Raw genomic sequence first — 14362 nt, 5'->3', positions numbered from 1 at the left:
CATGCGCATGGACGACGACGCCCCCGGCCCGCTGGACCCGGCAGACGCCCTGGCCCGCTTGCCCGGCTACGCCGAACTGCAATGCCAGTCCAATTTTTCATTCCTGCAAGGTGCCTCGCACCCCGAGGAACTGGCCGCGCGCGCCGCCGAACTGGGCTACGCCGCCCTGGCCCTGACCGACGAATGCTCGCTGGCGGGCGTGGTGCGCGCCCACACGGAAGCCAAGGCCCAGAAGCTGCCGCTGCTCATCGGCGCCACCTTCCAGCTGCGCGCCGCGCCCGATGCCGCGCCGCTGGGCCTGACCCTGCTGGCGCAGACCCGCGAAGGCTACGGAAACCTGTCCGAACTGATCACCCTGGCGCGCACCCGCGCGCCCAAGGGCGAATACCGGCTGGCCCCCGAAGACCTCACCGACCCGCCCGACGGCTACGCGCATCTGCGCCACCTGCCCGAATGCCTGGCCATCCTGACCCCCGCCTACGGCACCGACGCCGACCGCATGGCCGACCAGGCGCGCTGGCTGGCGCGCGTCTTTCCCCACCGCGCCTGGGTGGGGCTGACCCTGCTGTACCAGTCGCGCGACGACCTGCACCGCGCCGCGGTCGAGCATGCGGCGAACCAGTCCGAACTGCCCGTGGTGGCGGTAGGCCAGGTCCAGATGCATGTCCGGTCGCGCAAGCCGCTGCACGACACGCTGACCGGCATCCGCACCCGCCGGCCGGTGTCGCAATGCGGCTACGAACTCTCCGGCAATGCCGAGCAGCACTTGCGCAGCCGCATGCGGCTGGCCAGCCTGTATCCGCCCGAGGCGCTGGCGCAGACGCTGGTGGTGGCGCGCCGCTGCGCGTTTTCGCTGGACGAACTGCATTACGAATATCCCGACGAGATCGTGCCGCGCGGCCACACCCCGGCCACCTATCTGCGCCAGGAAACCCTGGCCGGAGCCGCCCGGCGCTTTCCCGCCGGCGTTCCGGACAGCGTGGCCGCGCAGATCGAAAAGGAACTGGAGCTGATCGCCGACCTGCGCTACGAAGCCTATTTCCTGACCGTCTACGACATCGTGCTGTTCGCTCGCAACGCCGGCATCCTGTGCCAGGGCCGCGGCTCGGCCGCCAACTCCGCCGTGTGCTATTGCCTGGGCGTCACCGCGGTGGATCCGGTGCGCGGCAACAACCTGTTCGAACGCTTCATCAGCAAGGAGCGCAACGAGCCTCCCGATATCGACGTGGACTTCGAGCACCAGCGCCGCGAAGAAGTCATCCAGTACATCTACCGCAAGTACGGCCGGCAACGCGCCGCCCTGACCGCCGTGGTCATCTCGTACCGCCCGCGCAGCGTGCTGCGCGATACCGGCCGCGCGCTCGGCGTGGACCCGGGCGTCATCGACGCCGTGGCCCGCGCCCATCAATGGTGGGACGGCAAGAAGGAAATGCTGCGCACCCTGGGCGCCTGCGGCCTGGACCCGGAATCCCAGGTGGCGCGCCAGTGGGCGTCGCTGGCGCAGACCATGATGGGCTTTCCGCGCCACCTGTCGCAGCACCCGGGCGGTTTCGTGATCTCGCGCGGCAAGCTCTCGCGCCTGGTGCCCATCGAAAACGCCGCCATGGAAGACCGCAGCGTCGTGCAATGGGACAAGGACGACCTGGACGCCCTGAAATTGCTGAAGGTGGACGTGCTGGCGCTGGGCATGCTGTCGGCCTTGCGCCGCACGCTTGAACTGGCCGGTCAGCGCCGCGGCCACGCGCTGACGCTGCAGGACATCCCCGAGGGCGATGCCCCCACCTACGACATGATCTGCGACGCCGACACCGTGGGCGTGTTCCAGATCGAATCGCGCGCGCAGATGACGATGCTGCCGCGCCTGCGGCCGCGCGAGTACTACGACCTGGTGGTGCAGGTCGCCATCGTGCGGCCCGGCCCGATCCAGGGCGGCATGGTCCATCCCTACCTGCGCCGCCGCCAGGGCAAGGAAAAAGAAACCTATCCCAGCGAAAAGGTGCGTGGCGTGCTCTGCCGGACCATGGGCGTGCCCATCTTCCAGGAACAGGTCATGCAGATCGCCGTGGTGGCCGCGGGCTTCTCGCCCGGCGAAGCCGACCAGCTGCGCCGGTCCATGGCCGCCTGGAAGCGCAAGGGCGGCGTGGACAAGTTCCGCATCAAGCTGGTGGGCGGACTGCTGGCGCATGGCTATACCCTGGATTTTGCCGAAGCCCTGTTCCGCCAGATCGAGGGCTTTGGCGAATACGGCTTCCCGGAAAGCCATGCCGCCAGCTTCGCCCTGCTGGCATATTCCAGCTCCTGGCTGAAGCGCCATGAGCCGGAAGCCTTTCTGGCCGCCCTGCTCAATTCCCAGCCCATGGGTTTCTATGCGCCCGCGCAACTGGTGCAGGATGCCCGCCGCCACGGGGTCTGCGTGCTGCCCGCGGACGTGACCATCAGCGGCTGGGACTCCGCGCTGGAAACCCTGCCCGACGATCACCCCGGCGCCCGGCGCCACGCGCACGTCCACGCGCCAGGCCCAGAGGCCCCGCGTCCCGCCGTCCGGCTGGGCTTAAGCCTGGTCCAGGGAGTGCGCGAGGACGCCGCCCGGCGCATCGAGGACGCGCGCGCCCAGGCCGCCTTCGCCGACACCGGCGACCTGGCCCGGCGTGCCGCACTCAACCGCCATGACCTGAATTCCCTGGCCGCCGGCGATGCCCTGCGCACCCTGGCCGGCCACCGGCGCCAGGCCAGCTGGGAAGCCGCCGCCAGCGTGCACAGCCGCGACCTGCTGCGCGACGCCGAGATCGTGGACGCCCAGGCGCCACAGTTGTCCGCCCCCTCGGAAAGCCAGAACGTGGCCGCGGATTACCGCAGCGTGGGCCTGACCCTGCACAGCCATCCCGTGGCGCTGCTGCGTCCGCAACTGGCCGCCCGCAATTTCCAGCCCGCCTCGGTGCTGAACGGCTACCCCAACAAGCGCGTGGCGCGCGCCTGCGGCATCGTCACCGTGCGCCAGCGTCCGCAAACTTCCAAGGGCGTGATCTTCGTGACGCTCGAAGACGAGACCGGCCCCGTCAACGTGGTGGTGCGCCCCGAACTGATCGAACGCCAGCGCCGCGAACTCCTGGGCTCCAGCCTGCTGGGCGTGTTCGGGGCCTGGCAGAGCGTGGACGGCGTGCGCCATCTGATCGCGCAGCGGCTGGTGGACATGTCCGACCTGCTGGGCGGACTGGCCACGCAAAGCCGCAATTTCCATTGACGCGGGCTCAGCGCCCGAAGAGCGTCGCCATATCCAGCGCCTGCGCCATCGCCTGGTAACCGGCGTCGCCCGGATGCAGATGGTCGCCCGAATCATAGGCCGGCAGCAGGCGGGCCGGATGGGACGGATCGCGCAGCACCGCCTCGAAATCCACCACGGCGTCGAACACGCCGCCCTCCCGGATCCACCGGTTCACCTCAAGCCGCACCGCGTCCTTGGCCGGACTGTAGTGATCGGCCAGGACCGTTCCATGCAGGGAGCCTTCGTACGGCGCGATCGTGCCCCCCACGATGCGCACGTTGCGCGCATGGGCGGCGTCCGCCAGTTGCCGGTAGCCTTCGATCAGCCGGGCCGCCGTCATGGGCGCCTCGTCCGGCGCGAAGGCGCTGCCCGGCCAGCCTATGTCGTTGATGCCCATCATCATCACCACCGTGCGCACGCCGGGCTGGGACAGCACGTCCGCCTCGAAGCGCGCCATGGCGTTCTGGCCCATCTTGTCGCCCCAGACCCGGGCGCCCGAAATCCCCGCGTTCACCACGCCCACGCCCAGCGGCGCCAGGCGGCGCGCCAGGAAGTCCGGCCAGCGGCGGTTCGCGCCCGGGGTCGATCCATTGCCGTCGGTCAGCGAGTCTCCGAACGCCACCACCACCGGCGCATCCGGCGGCCCCTCCACCCAGATCCCCGCCAGGAAGGCCCGGCCAGCCAGCGGCCGCGCGCCGGGCAGGTCCGGCTCGGCGCTGGCATTGCCCTGCGCCAGCGCGCCGGTTTGCTGCGCGCCCCAATGAAAGGTCGCCACCGGCGTGGCCTGCGGAAAATAGGTGCTGACGGCCAGCTCGCTCAAGGCCGCCACGGGCAGGTCCACGGGATCGCTGACCACTTGCGCGCCCGGCGCCACCGTCACGCCGGGCTGGCCGCCAAAGCTCAAGGCGCGGCCCGAGGGTCCGCGCATCGCCGCTCCCTCCCCGGCCAGCGCCACATGGGCCGCGCCGATCACCAGCGGCTGCGCGCCATAGCGGTTGGACAGCACCACTCGCAGCCGCCGGCCGCCCAGGCTGATCCTGAGCGTCTCCCGCAGGGTCTGGTCGCGCAGTTCGGCGGGCATCCCCGTGGGCAGGACGAAGGAGGCGTCCCACAAGGGCTGTGGGCTGGCGAACCAGGAGCTGGTCCAGGCGGTCGCGGGCGCTGGGACCGGGGTGACCCGGGCGGGCGCCTCGGCCGCAGCCGCCGGCGCAACCGGCATGGACAGGCCGCCGGCCAGGATGGCAAGCGCATTCAGAAAACGCAGGGGGGTGCGGGGATGCATGACGTTCCTTTACAGAGAAAACCGAAGTGGGTGACGTCACGATAGGTTCTTCCTGAATACACCGGTAGCCACGTAAAATGCATATCGCTTCTTCCAAAAAGGAATGACGATCATGGATACCTTGCGCGCCATGCGCGCCTTTGTCCGCGCCGTGGAATTGGGCACCCTGTCCGCCGCCGCGCGGGAACAGGGCCTGAGCCAGCCCGCGCTCAGCAAGATCGTGGCGGCGCTGGAAAGAGACATGAGCGTGCGCCTGCTGGAACGCAGCACCACCCGCGTCGTACCCACCGAGCAAGGCAAGCGCTTCTATGAGCGCGCCACGCGGGTGCTGGAAGAATATTCAGAGGCGGTGGCCGATGCCCGGGGCCAGACCGAAACGCCCGCGGGCTTCCTGCGCCTCAATGCGCCGGTCGCGCTGGGCCAGTTCCGGCTGAACGCGCTGATCCTGCAATTCCTGGAGGCCTATCCCGACATCCAGGTCGAACTGATCCTGAACGACCGGTTTGTGGACCTGGTGGAAGAAGGCGTGGACGTGGCGCTGCGGCTGGGCGGCGACCTGCCGCCCAACGCCATCGCGCGCAAGGCGGCCACCTCGCCGCGCTGCCTGGTGGCCGCCCCCGCCTACCTGGCCGCGCGCGGCAAGCCCCGGACGCCGGACGACCTGGCCGCGCACGAGTACGTCCGTTTCGCCTGGCTGGCCACGGGCGACACCCTGGAGCTGCAGCGCGGCGCCACGCGCGCCACCGTCCAGACCCAGGGGCGCTTGCGCGTCAACAATGCCCTGGCCATCCGCGAAGCGCTGGCCATGGGCGCCGGCATCGGCCTGTGCCCGGCCTGGCTGGTGCAGGACCTGCTGGCCAGCGGCGAACTGCTGCGCGTCCTGCCCGCCTGGAGCGCATCGCCACAGGAAGCATTCCTGATCTATCCCTCGCGCCGCTATCAGTCCCTGCGGGCGCGGCTGCTGATCCAGTTCCTGGCCGAACGGCTGGGGAAGCTGCCGGGCATGCAGGCGCCCCCCGCCGCCTGAGCTCAGGCGCACATGACGCGCACCAGGTTGCGATAGATATCGCGGGCGCCTTCCAGCTGGTCGAGTGCGATGGACTCGTCGATGGTGTGCGCGTCCTCTTCGTTGCCCGGCCCCAGGCCTATCGTCGGGATGCCGCGCCGGCCGGCCGATTCAGACCCGTTGGTGCAGAACGCCCAGCTGCCGACGACCGGCTCCCTGCCGCTCTCGTCCACGGCCACGCGCGCGGCCCGCAGCAGCGCGGCGTCCGGGTCGCAGCGCCACCCCGGCAGCCAGCGCGGCGGCGTGGCGTGCTGGCCGGTATAGGTTGCCACCCGGTCCTCGCTCACTTCCAGGGTGAAACCGGACAGTCCATGGCTGGCCAGATGCGCGCGGATCTGCGCCAGCACGTCCGCCAGGCTTTCACCCGACACCGTGCGCCGGTCGAAGCGTATGGTCGTGGTGAGCGGAATCATGGAGATCGACGGATACGGGTGCGACACGATGTCGGTCGGCACCAGCAGCGCCTGCCCCAGCACATCGTCGTACGGCAGCGGCAGGCTTTCCAGCGCCGTCAGCGCCCTGGCGGCCGCATGCAGCGGATTGACGCCGATATGCGGCGTCGCGGCATGCGCCGGCTTGCCATGAAAGGTCAGCAGCAGTTCCACCCGGCCCTTCTGCCCGGCCTTGATCTGCAGCTTCGACGGTTCGCAGATGACCACCGCCCGCGGCGCGCAGACGTCCAGCACCGACGCCAGCGCATGGCCTTCGATGATCTCTTCCAGCACGCTGGCCGACACGGCCACGCGCCGCTTCAAGCCTTCCCGCGCCGCCGCCGCGACACCGCAGATCGCCGCCGCGATGCCGCCTTTCATGTCGGTGCTGCCGCGCCCGTACAGACGGCCATCGCGGATCTCGGCGCCGAACGGATCGAAGCGCCAATCGCCCGTCACCGGGACCACGTCCATGTGCCCGTCGAACAGCAGCGCCACTTCCGCGTCCGCCGGACCGATCAGGCCCAGCACCGAACCGTTGCGGTCGGTCGTGACCGACTCGAAGCCGGCCTCGCGCATGGTTGCGGCCATCAATGCCGCCATCTCGCCTTCCTTGCCGGAAAGGCTGGGGATGCGCACCATCGCCTGCGTCAACGCCACTACGTCCAATGTCATCATCATTCCTATCAGAAAGCGGCGGGCGGCCAGCGCCCGCCAAGAAGAGACTCCGCGCCTACCGGTTAACCAGTTCCTTCGGCACGCGGTAGACCAGCACCGCGCCGATCAGCGCAAAGCTGGCCAGGAAGTACATGCCCCAGTTGGTCGAACCGGTCAGATCCTTGATCCAGCCGATCGCGTACGGACTGACGAAGGCCGCCAGGCCGGCGAACGAGTTGATGCCGGCGATGCCCGCCGCGGCGCTCTTGCCTTCCAGGAAGGCGGTCGGCAGGCTCCAGAACAAGGGCGAACACACCATGCAGCCGGCGGCCGCCACCGACAGCATGGCCACGGCCAGCACCGGGTTATGGCTGAACAGGGTGCTCAGCGCCAGGCCCGTCCCGCCCACCAGGAACGGCACGATCATGTGCCAGCGGCGCTCGCGGGTCGCGTCCGAGTGGCGGCACACCAGCACCATCGAAATCACCGCGCACACGTTCGGCACGGCCGTCAGCAAGCCGATGTGCAGCAGCGACTCGACACCGGTGGAACGGATCACCGACGGCAGCCAGAACGCCAGCCCGGACAGGCTGGACACCGTGCAATAGCAGATCAGCGCCATGTGCACGACGCGCCGGTCCTTCAACAGCGTCAGCATCGACACGTGCTCGGTCTTGGCGGTTTTCTCGCGCAGCAGGTTCTGGTCCAGCCGCGACTTCTCCGCCGGCGACAGCCAGCGCGCGTCGTCGATGCGGTCGTCCAGGTACCAGAAGACCGCCAGGCCCAGCAGCACCGAGGGGATCGCCTCGATGATGAACATCCATTGCCAGCCGGCCAGGCCATGGTGATCGTGGAACGCCTCCATCACCCAGCCCGACAGCGGTCCACCCAGGATGCCGGCGAACGGCACCGCCGTCATGAACACGGCCACGATCTGGCCGCGCCGGTTCGACGGAAACCAATACGTCAGGTAAAGGATGATGCCGGGATAGAAGCCGGCCTCGGCCGCGCCCAGCAGGAAGCGCAGGATGTAGAACTGGGTCGGCGTCTGCGTCAGCGCCATGGCGGCCGAGATCAGGCCCCACAGAATCATGATGCGCGCCAGCGTCTTCTTCGCGCCGATGCGGTGCATCAGCACGTTGCTTGGCACTTCGAACAGGAAGTAGCCGATAAAGAAGATGCCCGCGCCCAGGCCGTAGATCGTTTCGCTGAACTTCAGGTCGTCCAGCATCTGCAGCTTGGCGAAGCCGACGTTCACGCGGTCCAGGAACGCCGCGATGTAGCACACCATCAGAAATGGCAGCAGGCGCCACGCCACCTTCCGGTACAGCGCATCGTCCCGCGCCAGGGGGTCCTTGTCCGCGGCAACCGGGGAAGCCGCAATGCTCTCGACTGACTGATCCATATTTTCACCTTGGGGTCTGTTTTTCTAGGCCGAACGCTCCCCTGCAAGCGCTCTGGGCGCTCGCATGCTGTTTTTATGGGAAGGGAACGTACGGACCGGTTGTATGGACGGCCTCTCGGCCGCCCGCGCTGGCCGCGCCGGCTAGGCGGTGATCGCCGCCTCCGGCGCAGGTTCTATCGCACCTCTGCGTTGCGTGATCAACCCGTAGGCTTCGGGACGCCGGTGCCGTTCGAAATTGAACGTGGTGTTCTTGTAGGACAGGCAAAGGTCCAGGTCGCAGCGCGCGATCGCCAGTTCATCGCCCTTGGTCGAGCACGCGGCCACGATCTCGCCCGACGGCGCGATGATGCAGCTGCCACCGATCATCTCGCAGCCCTCTTCCTTGCCGGCCTTGGCCACGCCCACCACCCAGGTACCGTTCTGATAGGCGCCCGCCTGCATCACCAGATGGTTGTGGAACATGGACAGGTCGTCATGCTCGGGCGCGGGCGGGTTGTGCACCGGCGTGTTGTAGCCGAGCAGGATCATTTCCGCCCCCTGCAGGCCCATCACGCGATAGGTCTCCGACCAGCGGCGGTCATTGCACAGCGCCATGCCCATCACGCCGCCAAAGCCGCGCCAGACATCGAACGACTCGCCCGGCTCGAAATAGTGCTTCTCCAGATGCTGGAACGCGCGCCAGGGCTCGTTGCCGGCATGGCCGGGAAGATGCACCTTGCGGTACTTGCCGATGATCGCGCCGTCCTGGCCCACCAGGATCGACGTATTGAAGCGGCGCTTGACGCCTTGCTCGACCGCCAGCTCCGCGTAGCCCAGGTAAAAGCCGATGCCCAGCTTGCGGGCCGTCTCGAACAGCACCCGGGTCTGCGGGCCGGGCATCTCGCTTTCGTAGAAGGCGTCGATCTCGGCGGGGTCTTCCATATACCAGCGCGGAAAGAAGGTCGTCAGCGCCAGCTCTGGAAATACCACCAGCTGGCAACCCATGGCGTGGGCCTGGCGCAGGTGCGCGAGCAAGCGCTCGACGACGTCCCGGCGCGTATCGCTGCGCTGGATGGGCCCAAGCTGCGCGGCCGCGACATTGATGATGCGTGACATGTTCAGTCTCCTACGGTTTCATTGTTCTGCGAGTTCGAGCATCAGTTCCAGCAGCACGCCGGCGCCCGCCTCGATATCGTGGTCATGCGTGAATTCCGCGACGTTGTGCGACAGGCCGCCCACGCTGGGCACGAAGACCATGCCCGTCGGGCACATGCGCGCCAGCATCTGGGCATCGTGGCCGGCGCCGCTGGGCAGCCTGCGCACGCGATGCCCCCGGCGCCGCGCGATCGCCTCGACCCGGCCGACGATGGCCTCGTCGAAAGCCACCGGCGCGAAGTCCGCCAGCACCCGGTGCGCCAGGTCCACGCCCTCCTCCGCCGCGGCCTGCGCCGCGTACGCCATGCAGCGCTCGATCGCCTGCCGCAGCGTGGCGCCATCCGTGTTGCGCAGGTCCAGCGTGAAGGTCGCGCGGTTGGGGATGACGTTGATCAGGTTCGGAAACAGGTTGACCTGCCCGACCGTCGCAAGCTGGCCGCCGCCCAGTTCGCGCGTGAGATCGCGGGCGAAGCAGGCAATGCGGGCCGCGACGATGCCGGCATCGTGGCGCAGCGCCATCGGCGTGGTGCCGGCGTGGTTGGACACGCCGCGCACGGTGAACTCGATCCAGTGGATGCCCTGCACCCCCGTCACCGCGCCGATGGTGTAGTCCTCGTGCTCCAGCACCGGCCCCTGCTCCACATGCAGTTCGACAAAGGCATGCACCTGGTTGTTGCCCGTGGCGGCGGCGCCGGCGTAACCGATCCGGGCAAGGTTCTCGCCCACCGTGGTGCCGTCTATGCCCACCGTGGCCAGCGCATCCGCCAGCGCCATGTCGCCCTGGAACACCAGGCTGCCCATCATGTCGGGCGCAAAGCGCGCGCCTTCCTCGTTGGTGAAGAAGGCCACCGCGACCGGCCGCTGCGTCGTCACGCCGGCATCGTTCAACGCCGCGATCACCTCCAGCCCGGCCAGCACGCCCAGGTTGCCGTCATAGCGGCCGCCGGTGCGCACCGTGTCGATATGCGAGCCCGTCATCACCGGCGGACCCGCCACGCGGCCGGCGCGCACGCCCACCACGTTGCCGATGCCGTCGATCGTCACGGCCAGCCCCAGTTCGCGCATCCATTGCACGACCAGATCGCGTCCTTGCCTGTCGGCGTCGGTCAGCGCCAGGCGGCACACCCCGCCGCCGTCGATCGCGCCGACCTGCGCCAGGTCCGCGATGCGCCCGAGCAAGCGGGCGCCGTCGATGCGCACGGCCGCAAGGCCGGCCTGCTGCGGGGCGCCAGTCATGCCGCGGCCTCGGCCTGGGCCTCGACTTCGGCGGCGCTCCTGCCGACGATGCGCTGGTAGAGTTCCGGGTCGGTGGCGCCTTCGCTTCCGAACACCAGCACACGGCTGCTTGCGTCCAACCCCAGCGCATCGCGCACCGCGGGTTCGGCCAGCGCCGCCAGGCAGCCCGTCAGCCCCGCCACCGCCGACTCGCCGGCGACGACGGGCGCGTCGCCATACTTGCCGCTGGCCAGCAGGCGCACCGTCTCCAGCGCGGCCTCGTCATCGACCGTAAGAAAAGCCTGGGCTCCCGGGTGCAGCACCTCCCAGGCCAGCAGCGACACCTCGCCGCAGGCCAGGCCGGCCATCACCGTGTCCAGATCGCCATGCACCGCCACCGGCTTGCCGGCGCGGGCGCTCTCGTACAGGCAGGCCGCCTTGTCGGGCTCGACCACGATGAAGCGCGGACGGCGCGCGCCCAGCTGCTCCCAGAAATGGGCGCAGACCGCGGCCGCCAGGCCGCCCACGCCACCCTGCAGGAACACATGCGTCGGCAGTTCGGCGTCGCCACCTTCCCGCAGTTGCCGCAAGGCCTCGTCGGCCATCACCGCGTATCCCTGCATCACGTCCTTGGGCACTTCCATGTAGCCGGGATAGGAGGTGTCGGACACCACATAGCGTCCAAGCCGCGCCGCGTCCTCGGCGGCCTGGCGGACGGAATCGTCGTAGTTGCCGGCGGTGCGCACCACCTGTGCGCCGTACTGCTCGATCGCCCGCTTGCGGCCTTCGCTGACGGTCGCATGGATATAGATCACGCACTGGCAGCCAAAGCGTTGCGCACCCCAGGCCACCGAACGGCCGTGATTGCCGTCGGTCGCGCAGGTCACGGTCATGGCTTGCGTCAGTTCCCGGTAGCGGCCGGACAACAGATCGTCGACCGACAGGTCGTCGCGCCCCAGCCGGGCCGCGAGCTCGCGCAGCAGCTGGCGGCTGACCGCGTAGGCCCCGCCCAGCGCCTTGAAGCTGCCCAGCCCGAAGCGGCCGCCTTCATCCTTGTAGCGGATGGCCGCCACGCCAGCCTCGCGCGCCAGACCGGACAGGTCGCGCAGCGGCGTGGGCTGATAGCCGGGCCAGCGGCGGATCTGCGCTTCGGCAAGCGCATAGGCCTGGCCGCCAAGCACGTCGAGCTGCCGCTGCCCATAAGGCGCGGCCGGTTCGAAAGCGGGATTCGGCGCGTATTGCAGCCGGATGTTCGGAATCGGGTGGTTCAAGCCAGTCTCCTGTGGAAGTTCAGCGATGCAAGTCGCCGTAATGTTCATGCAGCCGTTCGATGTTCTGCAGGCGTTCACGCGCGGCGGGCCCGAGCTTGCGCGCCAGGGCCGAGCACAGATGGTTGATCACGCTGGTGGCGGCGACGTAGGAATCGAATACCGCCGCGCCGCTGTTGACACAGCGCAGCACCAGGTCCGAACGCGCAGGCAGTTCGGTGGCGGTGGGATCGGTCAGCACCACCACCTTGGCGCCCACGCGGTTGGCGTGTTCGACGATGGGCTTGAGCAGGGTGACGCGGCGGCGGAAATCCATCACCAGCAGCACGTCGTCCGGCCCCAGGTCGGCCAGGTCCTCGGCCAGGTTCAGTCCCGCGCCCGGCACCAGCGCGATGCCGTCGCGCAGCTGCGTCAGCAGCGCCCAGGCGTATTGCGCCAGCACCCGACCGTTGCGAAAGCCCGCGATGCAGATGCGGCGCGCGCCGGCAAGCAGCGCCACCGCGCGCTCGATGTCGCGGCTGTCCAGCCGTTCGAAGGTCTGCACCAGGTTTTGCAGGTCCGTGGCCAGATGTTCGGCAAGCGCGTCGCCGGTGGCGTCCGGCGGACGCACGCCCGCCATTTCATATAGCGGCGAGCCGCGGTCGGATTCGTCGCGCGCCTGGGCCCGCACCTCATTGAAATTCTCGTACCCCAGGCGCCGGAAAAAGCGCCCCGCCGTGGCCTTGGAAACGCCCGCCTTCTGCGCCAGCTCGGCGCCCGAATAGGCCGCGATATTGCCCAGGCACTCGAGCGTCACGTGGGCAAGCCGCTGCTCGCTTTCCGTGAAGGAATCTTGCAGCGCAAGAATCCGTTCCTGCAGCATTGATGTCATGGTGGCCAGCCTCTATGAAACTATAGTTCCACAAATATATATTCATGAAACTACAGTGTCAACGCAAATTTCGGACTGGCAACGCAGGCGCCGTGCAGTGCCCGCAGCGTACGTATCAGCGGCCTGTCACAGCGCGTCGCGGCTGGTCTATCATGGCTTTTTTGTCGCGTTGTTGTAAGGAGCCCTACATGATCCGCAAGCTGATCCCCTTCCTGCTGGTCGCCAGCCTGACCGCGTGCGCCAATACAGGAACTCCGCGTTCATCCAGCGCGCCGGCCGCCTCCAGCTCCTCGAGCGCGTCATCGTCCTCAAGCGACGGATCCGGCTCTTCCGCGGGTTCTTCCTATGGTTCGCCGTCGGCCATGTCCGGCGGCGGCAAGACCTGCGACGCCGGCCCGCTGCAATCCCAGCTTGGCCAGAAAGCCACGCCTTCCGTCATGGAAGACCTGCGCACGCGCAGCGGCAGCTCCTCGGCCCGCATGCTGCGGCCGGGCCAGGTGGTCACCATGGAATACAACGCCACCCGCCTGAACCTGATCGTCGACGAGAAGGACGTCATGACCGCGATCCGTTGCGGCTGAGGGCAGCAGTCCCCTCCGGGCCGGCACCACCGGCCCGCCCCCCAAGTTTCGCGCGGCCTGGGAGCAGGCGCCGCGCCGTGCACGAATTTCCCGCTCGCTTCGCAAGCGTATTCCTGGCGCGATGCCGATCGCCCGCCACACAGCCGGTCGACGACGCTTTCCCCCCCGCCCATGCCCGACCCGGCACGGCGCCATCTCAAGCGACCGGTCTCGAACGATGAAATCGCCAGCCCGCTGCGCTCGCCGCATGATCGGGCGCCGCCGCGCCAGCGCCGGGCGGTCGGCCCCTGGCGCTTCGTTCAATGCACGGGATGAGGGGACCGAGCGCCGCGCCTGTCAATCGTCGCCGCCGCCGGCGGCATTGCGCGCTTCGGCCAGCGCCACCGTCAGGTGCATGACCTTCTTTTTCAGCTGGTCGCGCTCGTCCGTCAGGCGCGCCAGCACCTGGCGCAGGCGCGCCACTTCGGCGGGCAGATCCTCGATGTTCTCGATGGGCTCCTCGGGCGGAGCCTCGCGCGGCGCCGGCGCCTTGGCCTGGCGCACCTCGCGCGCGGCCTGCTGCAGCTCTTTCCTGCCGCCGGCAACGGCGGCCGCCTGGCGCTCGGCGGGCAAGGACGCCACCGCGGCTGCCGCATTGATGGAAATCGCGCCCTCTTTCACCGCGCGCACCAGTTCCGGGGCGGCGGCCTTCTGGATCTTTTCGATCTGGCCCAGCGTATTGCTGCTGATCCGCGCGGCCCGCGCCAGGGCCTGGCGGCTGGGCACGGCGGGCGTCCACGGCACGTTGGCCGGCTCGCGCGGAGCGCCTTCGGCCGCCGGCGCGTCCTCGTCCCAGGGCGGCGAACCGTCCTCGGGCGCGGTGCGCGACTGCAGGATTTCCTTCTTGCGCAGCGCCAGCACGCCGCGCTGGAAGTCCGACACACTGCGCCGGCCCAGGTGGTTTTCGATCATCCACAGATGCACGTCTTCAATGGACTTGAAGCGCGGATTCTGGATGGTCTGGAATGGGATGCCGTGCTTCATGCAGAGCGCATGGCGGTTATGGCCGTCCACCAGCAGGTCGCCCCACAGCACCAGCGCGTCGCGGCAGCCTTCAGCCAGCAGGCTGCGCTCCAGCGCGGCGTGCTCGTCTTCGGTCAAAGGGTCTATATAGGCGCGCAGGCCTTCGTCTATCCTGATATCCATGGTGT

At 68.8% G+C, this 14362-nt stretch carries 11 protein-coding genes; 3 read left to right on the top strand and 8 right to left on the bottom strand.

Translation table 11 applies throughout. From position 1 onward, the window contains the following. Position 1 precedes the first annotated feature (1 nt). Positions 2-3241: an error-prone DNA polymerase gene (locus tag HLG70_RS05420; RefSeq protein ID WP_171663586.1), complete on the top strand. Its 3240-nt coding sequence runs from the start codon at positions 2-4 to the stop codon at positions 3239-3241. Positions 3242-3248: 7 nt separating this feature from the next. Here the strand turns inward: HLG70_RS05420 and HLG70_RS29630 are convergent, their stop codons facing one another. After that, positions 3249-4544, bottom strand: a complete 1296-nt coding sequence (locus tag HLG70_RS29630) for an SGNH/GDSL hydrolase family protein (protein WP_267970726.1) — start codon at positions 4542-4544, stop codon at positions 3249-3251. 112 nt (positions 4545-4656) lie between these two features. Between HLG70_RS29630 and HLG70_RS05410 the strand changes: the two genes are divergently transcribed. Continuing rightward, complete coding sequence (locus HLG70_RS05410; protein ID WP_171663587.1) at positions 4657-5571, top strand: LysR family transcriptional regulator; 915 nt, start codon at positions 4657-4659, stop codon at positions 5569-5571. Positions 5572-5573: 2 nt separating this feature from the next. Here HLG70_RS05410 and HLG70_RS05405 read toward each other — a convergent pair whose 3' ends face one another. The 6 genes from HLG70_RS05405 to HLG70_RS05380 form a co-directional block, all read right to left on the bottom strand. After that, positions 5574-6716: a YgeY family selenium metabolism-linked hydrolase gene (locus tag HLG70_RS05405; RefSeq protein ID WP_171663588.1), complete on the bottom strand. Its 1143-nt coding sequence runs from the start codon at positions 6714-6716 to the stop codon at positions 5574-5576. Between the two features lie 58 nt (positions 6717-6774). Next, positions 6775-8103 carry an MFS transporter gene (locus HLG70_RS05400; RefSeq protein WP_171663589.1) on the bottom strand — a complete coding sequence of 443 codons (1329 nt, stop codon included), beginning with the start codon at positions 8101-8103 and terminating at the stop codon, positions 6775-6777. A 141-nt stretch (positions 8104-8244) separates the two neighbouring features. Then, positions 8245-9198, bottom strand: coding sequence for an N-carbamoyl-D-amino-acid hydrolase (locus HLG70_RS05395; RefSeq protein ID WP_171663590.1), 954 nt, complete (start codon positions 9196-9198; stop codon positions 8245-8247). An 18-nt stretch (positions 9199-9216) separates the two neighbouring features. Next, positions 9217-10473 carry a M20 family metallo-hydrolase gene (locus HLG70_RS05390; RefSeq protein ID WP_171663591.1) on the bottom strand — a complete coding sequence of 419 codons (1257 nt, stop codon included), beginning with the start codon at positions 10471-10473 and terminating at the stop codon, positions 9217-9219. Then, positions 10470-11723, bottom strand: a complete 1254-nt coding sequence (locus tag HLG70_RS05385; protein ID WP_171663592.1) for a diaminopropionate ammonia-lyase — start codon at positions 11721-11723, stop codon at positions 10470-10472. Before HLG70_RS05385 ends, HLG70_RS05390 begins: the two co-directional genes overlap by 4 nt. A 19-nt stretch (positions 11724-11742) precedes the next feature. Further along, positions 11743-12591 carry a MurR/RpiR family transcriptional regulator gene (locus HLG70_RS05380; RefSeq protein ID WP_171663593.1) on the bottom strand — a complete coding sequence of 283 codons (849 nt, stop codon included), beginning with the start codon at positions 12589-12591 and terminating at the stop codon, positions 11743-11745. 188 nt (positions 12592-12779) lie between these two features. On the opposite strand from HLG70_RS05380, the gene HLG70_RS05375 reads away from it, so the two are divergent. After that, the gene (locus HLG70_RS05375) at positions 12780-13172 is read left to right on the top strand and encodes an I78 family peptidase inhibitor (RefSeq protein WP_171663594.1); all 393 of its coding nucleotides are present in this window, start codon (positions 12780-12782) and stop codon (positions 13170-13172) included. A gap of 336 nt (positions 13173-13508) precedes the next feature. Here HLG70_RS05375 and HLG70_RS05370 read toward each other — a convergent pair whose 3' ends face one another. Continuing rightward, entirely contained in the window at positions 13509-14357 is an 849-nt protein-coding gene (locus HLG70_RS05370) for a hypothetical protein (RefSeq protein WP_171663595.1), read from the bottom strand. Between the last annotated feature and the right edge of the window lie 5 nt (positions 14358-14362).

This window comes from Achromobacter deleyi, from assembly GCF_013116765.2.
GTDB lineage: Bacteria > Pseudomonadota > Gammaproteobacteria > Burkholderiales > Burkholderiaceae_B > Achromobacter > Achromobacter deleyi_A.
This window is presented reverse-complemented; position numbering and strand designations above follow the sequence as displayed.

What these genes read in the sequence shown, in the direction of transcription:
- HLG70_RS05380 (WP_171663593.1), bottom strand. Translation starts at nt 12,591, where the DNA reads ATGACATCAATGCTGCAGGAACGGATTCTTGCGCTGCAAGATTCCTTC.
- HLG70_RS05375 (WP_171663594.1), top strand. Translation starts at nt 12,780, where the DNA reads ATGATCCGCAAGCTGATCCCCTTCCTGCTGGTCGCCAGCCTGACCGCG.
- HLG70_RS05410 (WP_171663587.1), top strand. Translation starts at nt 4,657, where the DNA reads ATGGATACCTTGCGCGCCATGCGCGCCTTTGTCCGCGCCGTGGAATTG.
- HLG70_RS05370 (WP_171663595.1), bottom strand. Translation starts at nt 14,357, where the DNA reads ATGGATATCAGGATAGACGAAGGCCTGCGCGCCTATATAGACCCTTTG.
- HLG70_RS05400 (WP_171663589.1), bottom strand. Translation starts at nt 8,103, where the DNA reads ATGGATCAGTCAGTCGAGAGCATTGCGGCTTCCCCGGTTGCCGCGGAC.
- HLG70_RS05390 (WP_171663591.1), bottom strand. Translation starts at nt 10,473, where the DNA reads ATGACTGGCGCCCCGCAGCAGGCCGGCCTTGCGGCCGTGCGCATCGAC.
- HLG70_RS05405 (WP_171663588.1), bottom strand. Translation starts at nt 6,716, where the DNA reads ATGACATTGGACGTAGTGGCGTTGACGCAGGCGATGGTGCGCATCCCC.
- HLG70_RS05395 (WP_171663590.1), bottom strand. Translation starts at nt 9,198, where the DNA reads ATGTCACGCATCATCAATGTCGCGGCCGCGCAGCTTGGGCCCATCCAG.
- HLG70_RS29630 (WP_267970726.1), bottom strand. Translation starts at nt 4,544, where the DNA reads ATGCATCCCCGCACCCCCCTGCGTTTTCTGAATGCGCTTGCCATCCTG.
- HLG70_RS05420 (WP_171663586.1), top strand. Translation starts at nt 2, where the DNA reads ATGCGCATGGACGACGACGCCCCCGGCCCGCTGGACCCGGCAGACGCC.